The organism is Pseudomonas sp. SK, from assembly GCF_012975065.1.
Classification (GTDB): domain Bacteria; phylum Pseudomonadota; class Gammaproteobacteria; order Pseudomonadales; family Pseudomonadaceae; genus Aquipseudomonas; species Aquipseudomonas anuradhapurensis.
In genome coordinates, this window is record NZ_CP051857.1 from 1685305 (window position 1) to 1703766 (window position 18462).

Annotated in this window: 14 protein-coding genes; 2 read left to right on the top strand and 12 right to left on the bottom strand. The window is 65.3% G+C overall.

What is annotated here, in order from left to right; genetic code table 11:
• Positions 1-86: 86 nt before the first annotated feature.
• The 9 genes from HG549_RS07775 to HG549_RS07815 all read right to left on the bottom strand — a co-directional run bounded on the left by HG549_RS07775 (position 87) and on the right by HG549_RS07815 (position 14063).
• The gene (locus HG549_RS07775) at positions 87-2642 is read right to left on the bottom strand and encodes a fimbria/pilus outer membrane usher protein (RefSeq protein WP_170028957.1); all 2556 of its coding nucleotides are present in this window, start codon (positions 2640-2642) and stop codon (positions 87-89) included.
• A gap of 84 nt (positions 2643-2726) precedes the next feature.
• Complete coding sequence (locus HG549_RS07780; RefSeq protein WP_170028958.1) at positions 2727-3473, bottom strand: molecular chaperone; 747 nt, start codon at positions 3471-3473, stop codon at positions 2727-2729.
• A gap of 73 nt (positions 3474-3546) precedes the next feature.
• Positions 3547-4146 carry a fimbrial protein gene (locus HG549_RS07785; protein ID WP_170028959.1) on the bottom strand — a complete coding sequence of 200 codons (600 nt, stop codon included), beginning with the start codon at positions 4144-4146 and terminating at the stop codon, positions 3547-3549.
• 114 nt (positions 4147-4260) lie between these two features.
• Positions 4261-4908, bottom strand: a complete 648-nt coding sequence (locus tag HG549_RS07790; protein WP_063913809.1) for a response regulator — start codon at positions 4906-4908, stop codon at positions 4261-4263.
• Between the two features lie 69 nt (positions 4909-4977).
• Positions 4978-8190, bottom strand: a complete 3213-nt coding sequence (locus HG549_RS07795) for a hybrid sensor histidine kinase/response regulator (protein ID WP_170028960.1) — start codon at positions 8188-8190, stop codon at positions 4978-4980.
• An 83-nt stretch (positions 8191-8273) separates the two neighbouring features.
• Positions 8274-9467, bottom strand: coding sequence for an EAL domain-containing protein (locus HG549_RS07800; RefSeq protein WP_170028961.1), 1194 nt, complete (start codon positions 9465-9467; stop codon positions 8274-8276).
• Positions 9454-12273: an ATP-binding protein gene (locus HG549_RS07805; protein ID WP_170034088.1), complete on the bottom strand. Its 2820-nt coding sequence runs from the start codon at positions 12271-12273 to the stop codon at positions 9454-9456. Before HG549_RS07805 ends, HG549_RS07800 begins: the two co-directional genes overlap by 14 nt.
• 69 nt (positions 12274-12342) lie before the next feature.
• On the bottom strand, positions 12343-13332 hold the full coding sequence (locus HG549_RS07810; protein ID WP_170028962.1) for a fimbrial protein: 990 nt from the start codon (positions 13330-13332) through the stop codon (positions 12343-12345).
• A 26-nt stretch (positions 13333-13358) separates the two neighbouring features.
• Complete coding sequence (locus HG549_RS07815) at positions 13359-14063, bottom strand: molecular chaperone (RefSeq protein ID WP_170028963.1); 705 nt, start codon at positions 14061-14063, stop codon at positions 13359-13361.
• Positions 14064-14260: 197 nt separating this feature from the next.
• Between HG549_RS07815 and HG549_RS07820 the strand changes: the two genes are divergently transcribed.
• Positions 14261-14605 (top strand): hypothetical protein, encoded by a 345-nt coding sequence (locus tag HG549_RS07820; protein ID WP_170028964.1) that lies wholly within the window; start codon positions 14261-14263, stop codon positions 14603-14605.
• Positions 14606-14627: 22 nt separating this feature from the next.
• Here the strand turns inward: HG549_RS07820 and HG549_RS07825 are convergent, their stop codons facing one another.
• Positions 14628-15593, bottom strand: a complete 966-nt coding sequence (locus HG549_RS07825) for a GlxA family transcriptional regulator (protein WP_170028965.1) — start codon at positions 15591-15593, stop codon at positions 14628-14630.
• Between the two features lie 96 nt (positions 15594-15689).
• Between HG549_RS07825 and HG549_RS07830 the strand changes: the two genes are divergently transcribed.
• The gene (locus HG549_RS07830; protein ID WP_170028966.1) at positions 15690-16151 is read left to right on the top strand and encodes a tautomerase family protein; all 462 of its coding nucleotides are present in this window, start codon (positions 15690-15692) and stop codon (positions 16149-16151) included.
• A gap of 57 nt (positions 16152-16208) precedes the next feature.
• Here the strand turns inward: HG549_RS07830 and HG549_RS07835 are convergent, their stop codons facing one another.
• Both HG549_RS07835 and HG549_RS07840 read right to left on the bottom strand, forming a co-directional pair.
• Positions 16209-17321, bottom strand: coding sequence for an alkene reductase (locus tag HG549_RS07835; RefSeq protein WP_170028967.1), 1113 nt, complete (start codon positions 17319-17321; stop codon positions 16209-16211).
• Between the two features lie 152 nt (positions 17322-17473).
• Positions 17474-18442, bottom strand: coding sequence for an XdhC family protein (locus tag HG549_RS07840; RefSeq protein ID WP_170028968.1), 969 nt, complete (start codon positions 18440-18442; stop codon positions 17474-17476).
• Positions 18443-18462 lie beyond the last annotated feature (20 nt).

The following is an 18462-nucleotide window of genomic DNA, read 5'->3' on the forward strand; positions in this document are numbered from 1 at the left end:
TGCACTGCGTTTGCAGTATCGCGACTGGATCATACCAAAGCTGCCGGGCAGTTAGGCGCATTCTCTGCTGCGCGACAGGCCGGGTGTCACGGTTGGCACATAAGGCGCTGGCGCTCGTAGTTGACCGCCGTGTCCCGTTCCGGCAGGTCGTAGTGGGCCGCGCACTGGCGTTCGCCCCACTTGATGGTCAGGCTGCCCTGGTCCTGCTCCAGCAGCACCAAGGCCTTGCCGCTCGGGTCGGAAATCGCCAGCTGGCGGCCTTCGGCGTCCTCGACCGATGCCCCGAACGGCAGCAACTGGCCGCGCTCGTCGTACAGCTCGAACTGCACCCGACGCCCGCTCTTGCCGGTGTAGCGGGCAAGCACTACGGCGCCGCGGCGCGGCACCAGCTGCTGGGTGGCGTTGTCGATCTCGATGTCGCCGCCCAGGTCGCGCGTGTCCAGGCTGATCCAGTTGACCCGATAGGGCTGGGCACTGGGGATCACCGCATAGCCGTTGCGCCCGGTTTCCACGCCGCTGTAGTTGCTGATCTTCGCCCCCGGCACCCCCGGTACTTCGGCCAGGGCGAAGGTTTCGCCGAGCGTCTGGCCGAGGTTGATACCGCCCTGGTGGGCAACCACGGCGCCGGCGACGTTGAGGTTCTGCGAATCGTAGCCGCGCCCCTGGCTGTAGCCCAGGCTGATGTCGGCGACCGAGGTGCGGGTGTTCAGGTTGGCCGAGGCCGAGCTGCCGCTGGTGCGGCTATGGCCGCCCTGGATCGAGTAGAAAGTGTCGCTGGTCTCCGACAGGTAGCCGTTGATGCCGGCCTGGGTGGTGTCGTTGCCTTTCTGCGTGCTGCTGGTGACGAACGCCCGCGGTGCGCGGCTGCGGCTGCCAAGCGGGAACGACAGCGACAGGTTGAACTGGGTATCCTGCCCCGCAGGGCCTGAGGTTCCCAGCTCCTTGGTGCGGCTGACGTCGAGGTTGTAGGAGATATCGCCCCAGTTGTTGCTGTAGCCGGCCGACAGGCTCTGCGAACCGCCGCGGTTCCAGTAGCGCTGGTCGCTGGCCGTCAGGTACAGGCTGCCGAGTGCACGGTCGCGGCCCAGGCTCTGGTTGATGGTCAGGTCGGTGCGGGTCTTGGAGTTGCCGCTGCGCTTGATCGCGTCGCTGCTCTGGTCCTCGATATGCTGGGTGAGGGTGCGGAAGCCCTCGGTGGAGTAGCGGTAGGCGGCCAGGGTGAAGTTGGTATCGGTGCCGGTGAAGGTCTTGGCGTACAGTGCCCGCAGGCTGTTGCCCTGGGTGGTCTGGCCCTGGGCCTTGCTCGAGGAATGGGTGACATCGAGCGAAAAGGCGCCCACCAGCGTGTTCAGGCCGCTGCCCAAGGCCAGTGCCTTGTAGTCGTCGGTGGCTTGCAGGCCAACCACGCCGGTCACGGTGTTGGTCAGGCCGTAGGCCAGCGTCGTGCTGAGCATCTGCGGCGTCGCCAGGCCCTCGCTGTTGCTGTTGTAGCGCCCGGCGGACAGGCTGTACTTGACCTGGCCGCCACGGACCATCAGCGGCAGGCTGGAGAACGCCTGCACGCTGACCCGGCGGCGACCGTCGGCCTCGATGATGGTGATTTCCAGGTCGCCGTTGGAGCCGCTGGGGTAGATGTCGCTGATCTCGAACGGGCCGGGCGGTACGTTGGCGGTGTACAGCAGGTAGCTGTTCTGGCGGATCTCGACCCTGGCGCTGGTCTGCGCCACGCCCCGCACCACGGGTGCGTAGCCGCGCTCGCTGTCGGCGCGCATGCCTTCGTCCGAAGCCAGCTTCAGGCCCCGGTAGCGCACGCTGTCGAACAGGTCGCTGTCGCTGAAGATGTCGCCGGCGCTGAACTGGCCCTTGAGCGCGGTCACATCGTGCTGCAGATAGCTGCGGTTGCTCTTGAAGCTGTCCGGGCGCCCGGTGCCGCTGCTGAAGTTCGACTCGTTGCGCAAGCGCCAGCTGCCCAGGTTGATGCCGTTGCGCAGGCTCAGGTTGTTGTTGATGCGGGTCTCGGCATCACCGCCGCTGCGGCTGGTGTTGAACTGATAGTTGACGAATGCCGCAGACACCCCCGCATCCCACAGTTGCGGGTCGACGTAGCCGCGCAGGCCGCGCTTCATGGCGACTTGCGGAATGCTGGCGGACAGGCGCAGGTGACCCGAGTCATAGTTCAGGCTGGCCTGGTCGATCAGCGTGGGCAGGTCGTGGCAAGCCTGCGCGGTATCCAGGCGCCCCTGGGCCCTGAGCTTGTCCATGTCGATGCCCAGCTGCTCGAGCAGCTCCAGGGTCAGGCACGGCTCCACGCGCCCGGTATGGGGGTTGCGGTTGAAGTCGATGTCGCGCCGGCCCACCAGTACTTCGTTGCTGTACAGGTCTACCCGATAGTTGCCCGGCAGCACGCTGCTGGCCGATAGCAGCAACTGCAGGTCGACTGCCGATTGCGCACCTTGCAAAAAGGTGGTGTTGAAGCCCAGCAACTGGGGATCGTCCTGCGCCGTCGCGAGGCCGGGCAGCGCGCTGCACAGCAGCAATGACAGGGCATTGAGCTTCCAGGCCGGGCGAGGCGTGCCGCCATTGAGCGCGCGCGCGCCTGCATCGGCACCGTCTACGGAGCGGGGGGCGATGGACAAAGACATACGAGGAACCTATTTCATGTCCCGGCACGGGCTGGGCACGGGAGGCCGCACACGACCGGGGCGCGCGAGGTGGGCTTTATGCGGTCACAAGCTGATGGCGGGTTCGGCAGGCTTGGCGCTACCTGGCTGGGCAGGGTTCAGCAGCACGGAATAGCCATGCTGGGCGCCATAGTCGTTGATGCTCTTGAAGGTGAGCGTCAGCGGGCCGTCCACTTGCGAAAGTGCCGAGCTGAAGGTCTTTTGTTCTCCGGGGGCGATCATGCTCGAGTCGACGCTGAACACGCTCTGGTTACCGCGTTTGACTTCGATGTCGGCCATCGACACGTGATACAGGCTGGGGTTGTTCACGCTCAGCTGTGCCTTGCCGGCGTGCCGGGTTACTTGCCAGACCAATTGTTCCGGTGCCAGCAGGGCATTGCCGGGCAAGTTGGCCGGGCGGAAGAAAATCTTGATGCGTTGGCGCACCGCCAACTGCAAGGTATTGGCCTGGGTACTGGCTTGCGGGATTTCCTGCACATTCAGCCAGACCACCGATTCGCGGTCGGTCGGCAGGCCCTGGCCCTCATAGAGAATGCGCAGCAGTTGTTCCTGCTTGGGCATCACCCTGGCCAAGGGAGGGGTAATGGCAAACGGCGCCTGCGCGCTGTCGCCGGCATCCACCCAGGACTGCACCAGGACTTCCTGGTTGCCATTGCGCACGGTGACATTGGCCTCCTTGTGAGCACCGTCGAACACGACGCGCGTAGCGCTCAGGGAGATGCTGGCGGTTGCCTGGGCAGCGACGAGCATGCCCAGCAACCCGAAAACGGGATACAGAGAACGACGCAACATGGTTGGGGTACCTTGCGGGACGAAGAAGTGGCGAGGCTGTTGAGCCTCGCGCAGGGGAGCAGCGGCGAATCGATTACTCGTACTGCAGGATGAACGGCAGGGTGGCGTCACCACGACCGGCGGTGGCAGTGCCGGCGGCGCCGGTGGTCACGTAGGCTGCGGAGAAGCTCAGGGTGGCATCGCCGCCCGCGGCGCCAGTGCCGTGTACGTCGCTCTGGATCTTGGCGGTGGCGGCCGAGCTCAGGTCGATCAGGTTGCCGTTCGGGTCGAGCAGGGCGATGCCGACGTTGGCCGCGGTGCCGGTGCCTTTGGTCAGGGCCAGGACCTTCTTGCCGGTGACCAGGCCCGAGCCGCCGCTGTTGGCGTCGAAGACCATCGCTACCTTGGTGCCGACGTTGCAGTTGACGTTGAGGTTGAAGTCCTTGCCGGTCACGCGGCCTGCGCTCGGATTTTCGGCGGTGCCCATGTCCTTGATCGAGACGGTGCCCATGTCCACGGCGATTACGCGGTCGGCGTTGGCGCCGTCGACCGAACAGGCGTCATTGTTGATCACGCCGGTGAAGGAAATCTTGCCGCTGCCACCTTTGACTGGCCCGGTAGGGTCGGCAGCCAGGGCGCCGGCTGATGCAGTAATCAGCGAGAGGGTCAGTGCGGCCAGGGAGAATTTATTCATATTGATGTCCACATGAAAGTGAGTAAGTGCTGCAACTAAATGCACGCTCACAATAAGTCAGGTGGTTTCCCTGGCCCATCAGACGAATCTTAATGGTCGGCCAATCACACTAGGTTAATTGAAGATATGACTTGCCAGGCAATAGGCCAATAATTCCTGGTCGCTGTTTACTTCAAGTTTGCGCATGGCGGAAACTTTCTGTGCACTGATGGTCTTGGTACTTCGGTGTTGGCTGCGGGCAATTTCGCTGACACTTTGGCCGGCCACGAACAGGCGCAGTATTTCGAATTCCTTCGGTGACAGGTTTTCTACCCGTTGATCGATGGCGGTGTTGCAGGCCACCACCGAATGCCTGGCCGGTTCCGGCGCCCGATAGGTGCTGTTGCGTGCCACGGCGTTCAGCGCCTTCTCGATTTCGCCGTGCAGCTGGCTCTTCTGGATGACACCGTCCACGCCCAGCTCCTGCAGCCGCGTGAGGATCAGCGGGTTGGAAATCATGGTCAGCACGAGAATGCGAACAGCGGGGTAGTGGCGCTTGAGATAGTCGATCAGTTTCAACCCGTCACCGTAGGGTGAGTCTGCCGGCATGTTGTAGTCGGAAATGACCATGTCCACGGGTTGGCGTTCGAGCAGTTCGATCAGCCCTTGCGAGCAAACGGCTTCGCCGACCACGCAAAAGCGCGGGTCGCGTTCGACCAGTTCACGGACGCCGAGCAGTACGATGGGGTGATCGTCGGCGATGATGACCTTGAGTTTTTCCATAAATGACGACCCGTTAGCCGGTGCGGATGAGAGGGTGGTTTCCATGCGTTATCAGCGCTGTAGTTGATTCTATGCAAGGCTGTCGAGCATGGCCGACAACCTGTCCAGCACCTCCCGCATCCTAGCCGCCAGGGTAGCGTCGAGCGGCGAGTTGGCCAGCGCGTCCTCAAGTGCGCAGCACTGCTCGGACAGGGCTCTGGCCTGCACCGCACCGAGGGCCCCGGCGACGCTGTGCAGGCGCTCGCCAAGACGCCGATGGTCGCGCTGTTCGAGGGCCAGGCGCAACTGCTGCAGGTCTTCGTGCAGGGTGCTGATGAACAGCGCGCGCATGCTGGCGGGTACTTGCACGGTGTCGCCGGTGGCGGGCAGGGGCGAGCTGCCGTGGGTGTCCGCTTGCGCCTGGCTGGGCCCATCGGCCAGGACCGGCCGGCACAGACGGAGCAGATGGCTGCGCAAGGCCTGCAGGCTCAACGGTTTGACCATCCAGGCATTCATGCCCACCTCGAGGCAGCGCTGGCCCTCTTCGCGCAGGGCATTGGCGGTAACGCCGATGATCGGCAGGCGGGCGTCGTGCTGGCGCAGGGTCCTGGCCAGTTCGTAGCCATTCATCAACGGCATGTTCACGTCGGTCAGGACCAGGTCGAACAGGCCTGGCTGCCAGCGTTGCATGGCCTGTTCGCCGTTGGCCGCGACGACCGTGGTGCAGCCCAGCGCCTCGAGCTGCTCCTGCAGGATCGCCTGGTTGATCGGATTGTCCTCGGCCACCAGCACATGCAGGCGCAGGGCGGCACGTTGCTGCTGGGTGGGGTCGTGGCCATCGGCCGCCCCGCCCTGGCGCACCAGGGCGATGGCCTGGGCGATGGCGCGCACGTCATGCAGGTCTACCCGCCAGCAGCCGTCGATGAATGCACCGGGGGCCGGGCCGTCGCTGCAGGCGCAGATCCGCTGGCCATGCCAGCTGGCAGCGTCCGGGCAGTCGAGCAGGTCGACCAGCAGGGCCTGGGGGTTGTCCTGCTCGAGGGGGGGAATCGTCAGGGTGGCGGCGATGCCCAGGCGCTGCAGCCAGTCGACGCCATGCTGGGCAAGTTCCGGTATCGGCGCACGCACGTACACCGGGGTCGGGTCGGGCACCAGGCTCGGGCAGTCGCTCAGCGCCCCCTCGGCCAGCGGCAGGCTGACGGTGAGCGAGAAGCTGCTGCCCAGGCCCGGCTCGCTGACCACCTTGATCCGGCCGCCCATCATCTCGGCCAGCCAGCCGCAGATCGGCAGGCCCAGGCCTGCGCCGCTCTCGCTGGAGGCGTCGGCGACCTGGTAGAACAATTCGAACAACCTGGCTTGCTGCGCCTGGGAAATGCCGATGCCGGTATCGGCAACCTGGAACTGCAGGCTGACCTGGTTGGCGTCGAGCGCCAGCACACGGGTGCGCAGCACCACCCGGCCGGTGTCAGTGAACTTGATGGCGTTGCTCAGCAGGTTGTTGAGGATCTGGCGGATGCGTATCGGGTCGCCGACCACCTGGGCCGGCAGGCGGGCGTCGTGGCAGGCATACAGCAGCAAGCCCTTGCGCTCGGCGAAGGCGCGATAGGTGCGCACGGTGTCCTCGAGCAGTTCCAGCGGGCAGAACGTTACCGGCTCGAGCGCCATTTGCCCGGACTCGATCTTGGTCACGTCGAGCACGTCGCTGATCAGCTGGAACAGGGTTGCCGAGGAGCGCTGGATGGTGTGCAGGTAGCCTTGTTGGCGAGCATCCAGCTGCGTCAGGCCGAGCAGCTCGAGGGTGCCCAGCACGCCGTACAGCGGGGTGCGGATCTCGTGGCTCATGGTCGCCAGGAACAGGGTCTTGGCAGTGTTGGCGGCATCGGCGGCGCGGCGCGCCTCGTCCAGCGCCTGGGCGTCCTCGACGTGGCGGGTTACGTCGTTGAATGCATAAAGGCGCACGTCTTCGCCGTGGTAGCGGGTCGACACGAAACCCACCTGCAGGTGGCGGCCTGCGACCTGCAGGGAATGTTCGCCGCTGCTGGCCTCGTCCACCGTCGAGGCGAGGGTGCTGACCAGTTCGCGGGTGCCTTGCCATTGCTGCGCCCGCTGGTTCTCCAGCAACACTTCATGGTCGCTGCTACGCACCACGCACAGGCCGGTCGGGGCGGTATCGATGACCACCCGGCTGAAGGCCTCGCTCTCGGCGATGGTTTCGTGGGCGGCGCGTGCCGGCAGGACGACTTGGCGCTGATACCAGCGGATGGCCACCCGGCCCAGCCCGATCAGCACCAGGAAGGTGGCGGCGATGCTGGTCAGCGACCAGAACGCATAACGGAAGAAGTGCCGGTAGGTCACGGTGTAGACCGCGCTCCAGCCGCCGTTGGCCTGTTCGTGCAGGCGGAACACCAGGCCTTCGGCTTTGATGTTGAGGCCCTCGTGCACGCCCTCCAGGGAGGCAGGCGTGCCGATCAGCACCTCGCCGGACGGGGCGATGAGGTTGAAGTGGTCATACACGGTCCAGTCCATGATGCGTTCGAAATCGTCGATCTGCGCCAGGTCCACCAGCGACGCCACTTGCGTGCGCTGGCTGTCGCCCTTGGCCGGGTGCAGGATGACATTGGCGTAGGCCAGCACACGCGGCGGGGAGGCCTGGTCCGGCTGTTCGACATAGCTGCGCCAGATGATTGCGCCTCCGGGGCGCCAATCCTCGGCGTGCGGCTGGCGTGCCATGACCTGGCGGATGACGTCGATGAACGGTTCTTCCTCGGGCTTGCCGCGCCCGCGTCCTGCAGCGGGCACGGTGATGTCGTAACGGGCATCCGGCGAGAACAGGAACACCTGCGGCGAGCGGTAGGGTGAGGCTGACCAGAACATGCTGTAGAAACTGGCCAGGTTCGCCCCTTGGGTGTACACCTCCGACACGTCGCGGTCAGCGAAATGGCGCCGGTCTAGCTTGAGGCTGAACGGCATGGAGAATGGAAAGACCTCGCCCTTGTAAATGTCCGGCCCTTCTTCGGGCAGCGGCGTCAGCACGGGTTCCAGCGCGCGAGGGTAGTCCAGCAACTCCCCCTTGGCGCTGCGTTGCACGAGGGCCTGGAGGAAGGTTTCCTGTTCCTGGACATTCTCCATCAGGCGGGCGAAATGGATGCTGATCGTATCGCTGTGTTCTTCGACCAGGCGCTCGATCGACCACAAGCTGAAGCCCGCCAGCAGCAGTGCCAGGCCCAGCAGCACGGTCATGCCTTTGTTCAGGCGCAGGGAGCTGCGGGCCAGGTTTTCCAGCAGGGCGTTGTACTGTTTCATGCAAGGATCCGCAAGGCCGTGGGGCGTCGATAACCAATGTAGATTACCTTGGATGCCCGCCCGGCGCCGTGAGTTACAACGGGTCAGTAGGCCGACGGCGGGCCGTCGCTGTTCAGCAGGCGCTGGAACTGTTCCGCCGACACGGCATGGGAAATCAGGAAGCCCTGCACCTGGTTGCAATCGACCTTGCGCAGCAGTTCGAGCTCCTGCGGCGTCTCCACCCCTTCGGCGACCACGGTGAGGCCGAGCTTGCGGCCCAGGGCGACGATGCTGGCCAGGGCCGAGGCCAGGCTTTCGCTTTCATCGCAACGCTGCACCAGCGCGCGGTCGATCTTGAGTTCGGTGAAGGGCGTCGAGACCAGGCTCATGTAGGAGCTGTAGCCTTTGCCGAAGTCGTCCTGGGACAGGCCGAAACCTTTCATGCGCAGGCGGCAGGCACCCGCATAGAAGTTGCTCAGTTGTTCGGGAATGGAGCATTCCATCAGCTCGAAGCAGAGCTTGCCGGGCACGCCCTGGTGGTGCAGGACGAATTCCAGCAGGCGGTCGGCCAGGTCATGGCTGTTCAGCAGGTGGGTCGGCAGGTTGATCGACACCGGGATGTCATAGCCCCGTTCCCGCCAGCGCGCCTGGGCATCCATGGCTTGCTTGAGCATCACCCACAGCAGCCGTTCCTCCAGGCCGAAGGCATTGAGCGCTGGCAGGAAGGTGCCTGGCAGCAGCACGCCTTGCTCCGGATGCATCCAGCGCACCAGCGCCTCGGCCGCGACGATGCGGCCGTTGTGCAAGGACTTCTTGGGTTGGAACCAGGCCTGGAAGGCCCGGTTGTTCAAGGCATCGACCAAGGTCTGGCGGTCGAATTCGGGGCTGGCCGCCGTGGCCTGGGCCGGCGCCTGATGGTGCAGCTGCAATTGGTCGATCAGGCTGCGCAGTGCGCTGGGCTCGACGGGCTTGGAGATCAGCCCGAGCACGTCCACGCCGAGGTTCTTGGCCACCAGGCTGGCCGCCATCAGCATGCGCCGCGAGGCCGCGCTCATGATCGCCAGGCCTGGCTTGTGGCGCAGCCCGGCGAGGTGCTGGATGAACTGCACACCGTCCATGCCGGGCATCAGCAGGTCGGTCAGGACCAGGTCGAAGTCACGCTGGCGCAAGCGCTCCAGCGCTTCCTGGCCATCCCGGGCCGCTTCCAGGTTGAAGCTGCCGAGTTCGCTGAACAGGTGTTGCAGGTACATATGCTGGAACGGGTGGTCTTCGACGATCAGGATGTTAAAGGGCTTCAAGACGGCTACCTCGATACGGGGCCAGGCAGTTGAACAGGGCTTGCAGGTTGAAGGGCTTGATCAGGCAGCGATCCATGCCGGCGGCCAGGCACAGTTCTTCCTCGCCGCGCAGGGCATTGGCGGTGGCACCGACGATGGGCCGGGTGCAGCCCAGCCGGCGCAGGGCGCGGGCCAGTTCGTAGCCGTTCATGGCGGGCATGTTGACGTCGGTCAGCAGCAGGTCGAAATGCTCGCGCTGCCAGGCTTGCAGGGCCTGTTCGCCGTCGCTGGCCAAGGCCACGCTGCAGCCGAGCTGTTCGAGCTGGTCACGCAGGATCAACTGGTTGATGACGTTGTCCTCGGCCACCAGCACGTGCAGCCCCAGTGGCTCGGTCGAGGGGGCCGGCACGGCCTGGTCCCGGGGGCGGCGCAGGCCCTGGGCCTGGCCGACGGCCTGGTGCAGGGCCGCCAGGTCGTTGAGGTTGACCTGCCAGTGACCGGCTTCGTGCCGCGCCTCCCAGCAGTCCTGGGCGCTGGCCAGGATGCGTGGGCCAGGCCATTCGGCGACCAGCCAGCGCTCGACATTGCCGGGATGCAGTTCGACCAGCAGTTCGCCAGCCAGGGCGCTGCCCGCTGGCGGCGCGCCGACCTGGGCGCGTGCGCCCCAGCGGCACAGCCAGCCACTGATGGCTTCGGCCAGTTCGTGTACCGGCGATACCACGTGAATGCGTTCGGCCAGCAGGTTGAACGGGGCGCTGGCACGGCCTGACGCCTCTTCCAGGGGCAGGCTCAGGCTGAAGCTGCTGCCCAGCCCCAGCTCGCTGACCAGGCGCAGCTGGCCGTTCATCAGTTGCGTCAGGCGCTGGCAGATCGGCAGCCCGAGCCCGGTGCCGGGGATGGCCTGGGTGTACCCTTCGGTCTGGTAGAAGGCGTCGAAGATGAACGGTTGGTCCTGTTCGGCGATGCCCTTGCCGGTGTCCGACACCTGCCACAACAGGCAGGAGCGCTCGCCGTCGCGGTTGAGCAGCCTGGCGCGCAGCACCACGCGCCCGCAATCGGTGAACTTGACCGCGTTGCTCAACAGGTTGTTGAGGATCTGGCGGATCCGGTTGACGTCGCCGATCAGGTGTTCCGGCAGGCGCGGGTCCAGGCAGCTGTAGAGCTGCAGGCCCTTGCTCGTGGCCGCTGCGCTGTAGCCCTGGATCACTTCGCGGACCAGGTCCGGGGCACTGAACTCGCTGAGTTCGAGGGCCAGTTGGCCGGCCTCGATCTTCGACACGTCCAGCACGTCGCAGATCAGCTGCAGCAAGGTTGACGAGGAACCTTCGATGGCCCTCAGGTAATCGCGTTGCTGGGCGTCGAGCGTGGTACGCGAGAGCAGCTCCAGGGTGCCCAGCACGCCATACAACGGCGTGCGGATTTCATGGCTCATGGTCGCCAGGAACTGCGTCTTCGCTTCGTTGGCGGCGTCGGCCGCGCGCCGGGCGTCCTCCAGCGCGGCCTCGATCTGCTTGCGGGTACTGATGTCGCTGAACGCGCACAGCAGCACCTGCTCGCCCTTGTAGCGGGTGGGTGAGCAGCTCAGGTACAGGTGGCGCCCTTCGGCGCTCTCGAAGTAGTCGCTGCACTGGCCGTCGGGCCGCTCGAAAGCCTGCTCGATCCATTGCGCGCTGCGCAGGCTGCGGGCCTGGTCCTGATCCAGCCACTGCTGGGCCAGGTGGTTTTCCAGCACCACCTGGCCATCGCTGCGGCGCAGCACACACAGGGCGACGGGGGCGGTTTCGATGACGTCACGGCTGAACATCTCGCTTTCCACCAGTGCGCGGATGCGTTCGACGGTGGGGGTGAAGAAGCGCTGGTCGAAACGCTGGATCAGTACCCGTATCAAGCTGATGCTGAGCACGCAGAACAGCAAGGCACCGAGCAGTTGTTGCCACAGGCCGGCAAGGATGGCGGACAGGTCGATCGCGTAGACCAGTTGCCAGTCCGAGGACATCAATGGCTTGCTGATGACCAGGTGCTCAGGCAGCAATCCCTGGCCGGCGAAGCCGAAAAAGTCGTTGCCCACGGGCTGGCGCAGCGAGCGCTCCAGCGTCGGCCCCGGGCTGTTGGTGAATACCAGCATGCCGTCGGCGTTGAACATCATGAATTCGCCTGCGCTGGCATCCCGGAGCGCCGGCGCCACGGCCTGGCTGTCGATTTCCAGGCCCAGCCAGCCCGAATCGGCGTCGCGCTCGTCCAGGCGCAGGAAGATGAACAGGCGCGAGCGGTGCGCGTCCCGGTCGGCCAGCCACAATTCCTGGGGCGCGGTGGATCGTTCCCCTGCAGCACGCAGCTGTTCCAGCAGCGCAGGCGAAGGCGGCGCGGCCTCGGCGTCTGCATGGTATAGCCAGCGCATCGGAGCCGGGGCTGCCGTGTCGACGTACAGCAGGTTGACCTGCCTGGCCTGGAGGTAGGCGCACATGCGCTGGGTCAGCCACAGGCTCCAGCGCTTGCCCGGCTGGCTGCCCAGTTCCAGGTGCACTTCTTCGCCCGGGGCCAGGGGCAGCCAGTCCGCGCCCGGTTCCGTCTGGCGCACGGCCGCGAGGCTCAGGCTCTCCAGCAGTGCCTCGCGGTTGGTGAAGAAAGTGTGCGCCTCGGCGATCGCGCTGCTCATGGCGCCGTGGCGCCGGGCGATGTCGGTGTTGAAGGTGAACGACAGGAAATTGTAGGCCGCGCCGAGAATGCCGGCCGACAGCACGATCGCCAGCAGCCGAAGCAGCCGGCGCGCTGCCTCGGGGTCGGAGAGGAGGGGGTTGATCTGTTGCAGGTAGGCTTTGAGTCGCATGCGGCGAATGTAGGCAAGCCGCTGGCAACTGGACATCAGACGATCCTTAAAGGCCGTCTGGCCGTGGGCTTACTTGTAATACAGGTCCACCAGCGCCATGGCTTCGAACGGACCGGGGATGGCCGCCGAGCGCCAGATCAGGTCGGCGCGGAACGCGTTGCGGATCACGCCCGGCCCGGTCAGCTCGGCCAGCTTGAACCAACTGTCGAAGGGCACCGGTTGGTTGCTGTCCTGCCGGGTCAGGGCGATGCCGACCGAGCTGTTGTTGCTGGGCACCAGCAGCTTGTCGATGACGCTGGCGCTGCCAGCGACCGGGGTGAAGCGAGCATTGACGGTGTAGGGGGTGTCGCACGACCGCACCAGGTCGAGGCTGAAATCGGCCGAGCTGGCGACCTGGCCGACCTGTGCCGAGCTGGCCAGGGCACGGCGGAAATTGACCACCGAAGGCAAGATGGTCAATTCAGGCGAGCAAGGCACGAAGCGGATGTTGTTCATGCCGGTGACCACATAGTTGAGGTTGCTGTTGGGCTTGGGATTGAGGCCACCTCTGCCGTCCAGCTGGAACACCCGGTATTCGCTGAGCGTGCTGGCTTGCCCATCGGTTGGCGTTGCGCCGTACTTTTCGATGAACACGGTGAAGTTCAGGGTGAAGCGGGCCTTGTCCCAGCCTGCACAGTTCGCCCAGCTGCAACCATGAAGCGAGTTGTAGCCCGTGGTGACGGCGCCCGAACTCTGGGTGATGGTCTGCGAGCCGTAGCGAATCCCGACCCGTATGCCCTTGCCAATATTGGCTTTGGCCGGGTTGACATAGAAATAGACGTCTTCCCTGATGCCGGTTTCATAGTCGTCGGCGCAGATGACCGGAAGCGAGTGGGGTGCCGACTCCCAGATGATCGTGCCGTCGGGCGCGTCGGCCGGTACTGCCAGTGCGGTGCCCAGTGCCTCCTTGAATACCGCCGCCTTGGACGGGTCCAGCTTGCAGGACAGGGCATAACTGGTGGCGGGGCAGCTGGCGGCGACGAGCAACAGGCCCAGCAGGTGTTTGCGGATCGGGGTCATGGGGTAGCTATCCTGTGGCAGTGGGTTCACGGCAGCGCGATGCGGTGGGGCCTCTGCAGGCCGATATCGGTGAGTTCGCTGAACGTCAGGTGGCTCTGCACGGGCAAGGGTGAAGGTGCTTCGAGGGTGAGCGATTGCCCCGGGCGCAGCAGGATATAGTCCGTGAGCTGTTGCGACTGCCCAGGGTTGTCGAGCCGCAGGTCCACCAGCGAAACATGGAAGGCACTCGGGTTATGCACTTCGATCCGGCCGGGCTGGGGCGTGCGCCATTGCAGGCCATCGGCTGCCGCACTGGCCGAGCCTGGCAGGCCGGCAGGGCGGTAGAACAGCTTCAGGCGCTGGCGGATGGCGAACTGCAGGGTGTCGGCCTGTTCGGGCTTGCGCGGGATCTCGAGAATGTTCAGCCAGAACAGTGACTCCCTGTCCTCGGGCAGGCCCTGGCCGGCGTACAGCACCCGCAGCAGCTGCTGGCCGTTGGCCGGTATCAAGGCTAACGGCGGGACAACCGCGAAGGGGGTATCGCGGCCCTCGTCGGGGCTGCTGACCCAGCTCTGCACGACCGTGTCGAGGCCGCTGCGATTGACCACGTTGATGTTCGCTTCCTTGGCCGAGCCCTGGTAGATCAGGCGCGTGCCTTCGATCTTGAGTTGGCACCAGGCCGTGGAGGCCAGGCTCATCAGCAGGAGTGCCGCCATGGCCGGGCGCGAGAGGGTATGAAGCAGGCGCGACATGGTCGGGAAGGGGCTCCGGTGAGGTTGGCTGGGAGGGGCCTGGCTATCCTAGACCGCTGCACCGCCGCCGGCTTTGAGACGTTTCTTAAACCGTCGCGTGGTTTATTTTGCGGGTTTGTGAACGACCTCACGCATGCAGCCAGGCCAGCCAACGCTCATCCGATAGTCTCAAGCGTGGGTATCGGGGAGTGGAAATCATGAGCGGCAAGCGATTCGCAGTGAGTGTGGCAATGTGCCTGGCCCTGGTGGGCCAGGCCCAGGCAGGCGGCGTTGTCGCCTCAGGAGTGCTGCAATTCAGTGGCAGCATCGTCGAACCATCCTGCACCACCACCGTGGGCAGTGCCGGTTGGCGCATGGATAACTGTCCGGCACTGGCGCGTGACAGCGTCATTGGCATCCAAGCGGTGGACGAGCAGGCGCTGCCGGCGCAGGCGGTACGCATTGATCGTGGGCACAGCGTGGACCAGGCCTACAGGCTGGTCGATGAGCACGGCAAGCCGTTGACCCAAGGCCATTATCTGGTGGTCGTGACCTCACCTTGAGGGTGGCGCAGCCAGCCTTGAGTCAGCGCTGGCGCAATTGTCGCGGGGTGGCATTGAGCAGGCGCCGCATCAAGCGTCGGAGCGCCGTGGCGTCCTGGTAGCCGACCTGCGCCGAGACCGCTTCGACGGAGTACTCGCCAGACTCGAGCAGCGCCCGGGCCTTGTGCAACTGCACCCGCTGGATCAGCTGCTGGGTGGAGTGCCCCGTTGCCTTGCGCACATGCCGCGACAGGGTCCGCTCGGACATGCCGACGCTTGCCGCCAGGGCCTTGACGCTGGTCGGTTGCGGCAGTGACTTGTCGATTTCGGCAGTCAGGCGCGAGATCAGCGCATTGCCTTGCGCCAGCACGGCGGGGATGACGAAAGGCGCCTGCAGTTGCCGGCGGTCGAGCAGCAGCGCCTTGCCCACCGCGTCGGCGATTGCAGGTGACAGGCGCCGCCGGAGCAGTTGCAGCATCAGGTCGGTCTGTGCGAAGGCGGCACCTGCCGTGGTCACCGGGTGATCGGCCAGCACCATGAAGTCCGGCTCCACGCGGCAACCGGGCGCCAGTTGCTGCAGATGCGCTGCCAGCCACCAGGAGGTGGTCACCCGCCGGCCGTCCAGCAGCCCGGCTGCCTGCAGCAGAAACACCGCCGAGCAGGATGCGGCAATTTCCTGGCCGTTGGCGATATGACTGCGCAGCGCAGCGAGACAGGGCGCTGTCCATGGCTCGGCGAGGCGCTGCTCGAGCAGCTCGATGTCGCTGACGCCGATGCCCGGTATGACCCAGCAGGAATGGTCCGCGGCGTTTGCTTCGAGCGGTTGCACCGGCAGTTGCAGGCCATGGCCCAGCGCTACCGGCCCCGGTTGCGGGCCGCAAACCCGCCAGCGTGGTGCGGCCAGGCCGAGCCGCTCGCTGACGGTGGCTGCGCTGGCGAGGATGTCCAGGGTGGCGGCCACGCTCGTCGCGAATGCCCCCGGCGTGACCAGGATGGTGAAATCGTACATTGGCGGATTATGCTCGAAACGGGACGGATCCGACACTTATGCACGCAACGGCTGGCAGGCCTAATGGCGCCTCCATTCATCATCAAGGTTTCCGCCATGCCCAACATCCTGATCAAGGTACCTGCCGGGGCTTTCAACGAGGCGCAACGCGAACAGCTGCTCAAGCGCGTCAGCGAGGCCGCCATCGCCCACGAACACATCGGTAACGCGCTACCGCAGCGCAGCCTGTGCTGGGTGCTCATCGAGCAGGTGCGTGGCGCTGACTGGCTGTGTGGCGGGGTGAACCTGCACGCCCAGGCCATTCCCTGCATCGTCACGGTAAAGGTGCCGGCCGGGGTCCTCGATGCACAGATGCGCAAGGATTATGTGCAGGGCCTGCACCAGGCCATCGAACACTGCGTGGGGCAGGCTGACGGGCGCATGCTGATGACGTCGATACAGCTGGTCGACGTCGCCGATGGCACCTGGGGCGCCAACGGCAACCTCTGGCATCTCGCCGATTTCACCCGCGCTGCCGGTTACGGCCATCTTGTCGCTCGCGCCCAGCCATGCGGCTAAAACCTGCGTACCGCCGTGCAGACGGGCTGGGCGATCCAGCCAGTCGGCACGGCGCTGTCAGGGGTGGGCTGGATAGTCGATGTAGCCTCGTTCGTCGCCACCAAAGAAGGTTGCTGGGTCGGGGGTGTTGAGTTGCAGGCCATCGCGGATGCGGCGTGGCAAGTCCGGGTTGGCCAGGAACGGTCGGCCGAAAGCCACCACGTCGGCACGGCCTTCGGCAATCGCTTGTTCGGCAGAAGCTGCGTCGTAGCCGCCTGCGATCACCAGGACACCTTCCCAGGCATCGCGCAGCTGCAAGATGATCTCGTCCCAGCGCGGGTCGAAGTTTTCGTCCTTGACGGTGCCGACGACCGCGGGCTCGACCAGGTGCAGGTAGGCCAGGCCGTAGCGGTTCAGCGACTTGACGATGTAGCTGAAGGTTTCGAAGGGGGTGTCGTCGCCCATGCCCATGAACCGCCCCATCGGGGTGAGGCGCACACCGACGCGATCTGCGCCGATCTCTTGCGCCACGGCCTGGACCACCGCCAGCAGCAGGCGCGCCCGATTCTGGTACGAGCCGCCGTAAGGGTCGCTGCGCCGGTTGCTGTTGCTGTTGATGAACTGGTCGAGCAGGTAGCCGTTGCCGGCATGGATCTCGACGCCATCCATGCCCGCCGCCATGGCATTGAGCGCAGCATTACGGTAATCATCGATGATCGCCGCGATCTCTTCGACTTCCAGGGCGCGCGGGACCGGTACATCACCCCAGACGCCATTGCCGTCGTGGTCGACGATGAACGTCTTGCCGGGCGCGGCGATCGCACTCGGTGCAACGGGCAGGCCATTACCTGGCTGGAAGCTGGGGTGCGAAACGCGCCCGACGTGCCACAGCTGCATGAAGATGCGTCCGCCCTGTGCGTGCACCTTGTCGCTCACCTGCTGCCAGGCTGCGATCTGTTCAGCCGTGTAGATACCGGGTGTCCAGGCATAACCTTGCCCCTGCCGGGAGATTTGCGTGGCTTCGGTGATGATCAACGCTGCGCTGGCGCGCTGGGCATAATATTGCGCCGCCATTGCCGTCGGGATGTCGCCGGGTTGGCCTGCTCGGGAGCGGGTCAGTGGCGCCATGGCGATACGGTGCGGCAGTTGCAAGGCGCCCACGCGAATGGGATTGAACAGATGACGGGCCATTACTCAGTTCCTTTGCAAGTGGTTTGAATGCGGTTGGCAAGTGCAGCGATAGCGCGGCTGTTTGCTGGAGTCAGGTTAATGTCCGGCGCCCCACCTGATAATCAGCACAACCGGGGCAAGTGCATTGCGCAATTCGCAAAACCCGGCAACCTTCAAAGCGCCGTTCGCGCTTTACCTCGATACACCCGCAGCACATCAGCCATCACCGACAATGCAATTTCGGCGGGGGTCCTGGAGCCGATATCCAGGCCGATGGGCATGTGCAGGCGATCGACATCCGCAGGCGTCAAGCCGCCGATCCGGCGCAATCGCTCCGCGCGTTTTTCCGAGGTCCGTTTCGAGCCCATGGCACCGATGTAGAAGGCCGGCGTGTGCACGGCCTCCATCAATGCGAGATCGTCGATTTTCGGATCATGGGTCAGCGCAACCACCGCCGTCGCTGCGTGGCAACCGCCGTTGGCGATGTAGCTCGAGGGCAGTAGCGGAATCACCGTCACGCCTTCGAGCGACAGCGCGGCCACTTCTTCTCGCGGGTCGCAAGCGATCACTTCAAAGCCCAGGGCCAGGGCGAACTGTGCGCAGGCCTCGGCAACCGGTGACAGGCCTGCCAGCAGCAAGCGCAGTGCCGGGCCCAGGGCGATCTCCAGGCGGCTTCCGCTGCGCACTACGGTGTCGCTGCCGTCGGTGCGGCTGCGGGTGCTGAACAGGCCGCTTTCCAGGTCGATCACCCGGGTCAGCCGACGTTGACCGCGCAGAGCGTCGAGCAACTGGCCCAGGTGGGCGCGCCATTCGGCGCTCGAGCGTCGGTGCTCGACCAGTACGTCCAGGCTACCGCCACACGGCAGTTGCAGGCGACTTCGCTCCTCGGCACTGGCGCCGTAGCAGATGACCTGTGCCGGTGCGGCATGCTCGCCACGACCGAGCGCTTCGAGAAACGCCTCCTCGACGCAGCCGCCGGACAACGAGCCGCAGTGCGCACCGGACTGGATGGCCACCAGCATTGCGCCAGGCGCGCGCGGTGCCGAACCGAAGGTGGAAAGGACCGTGCATAGCCACACGCTGTGTCCTTGGTCAGCCCAGGCCAGCGCCTGCTCCAGGACCGTCACATCAAGATGTTGCATCTGCCGTTACCTTTGCAAGA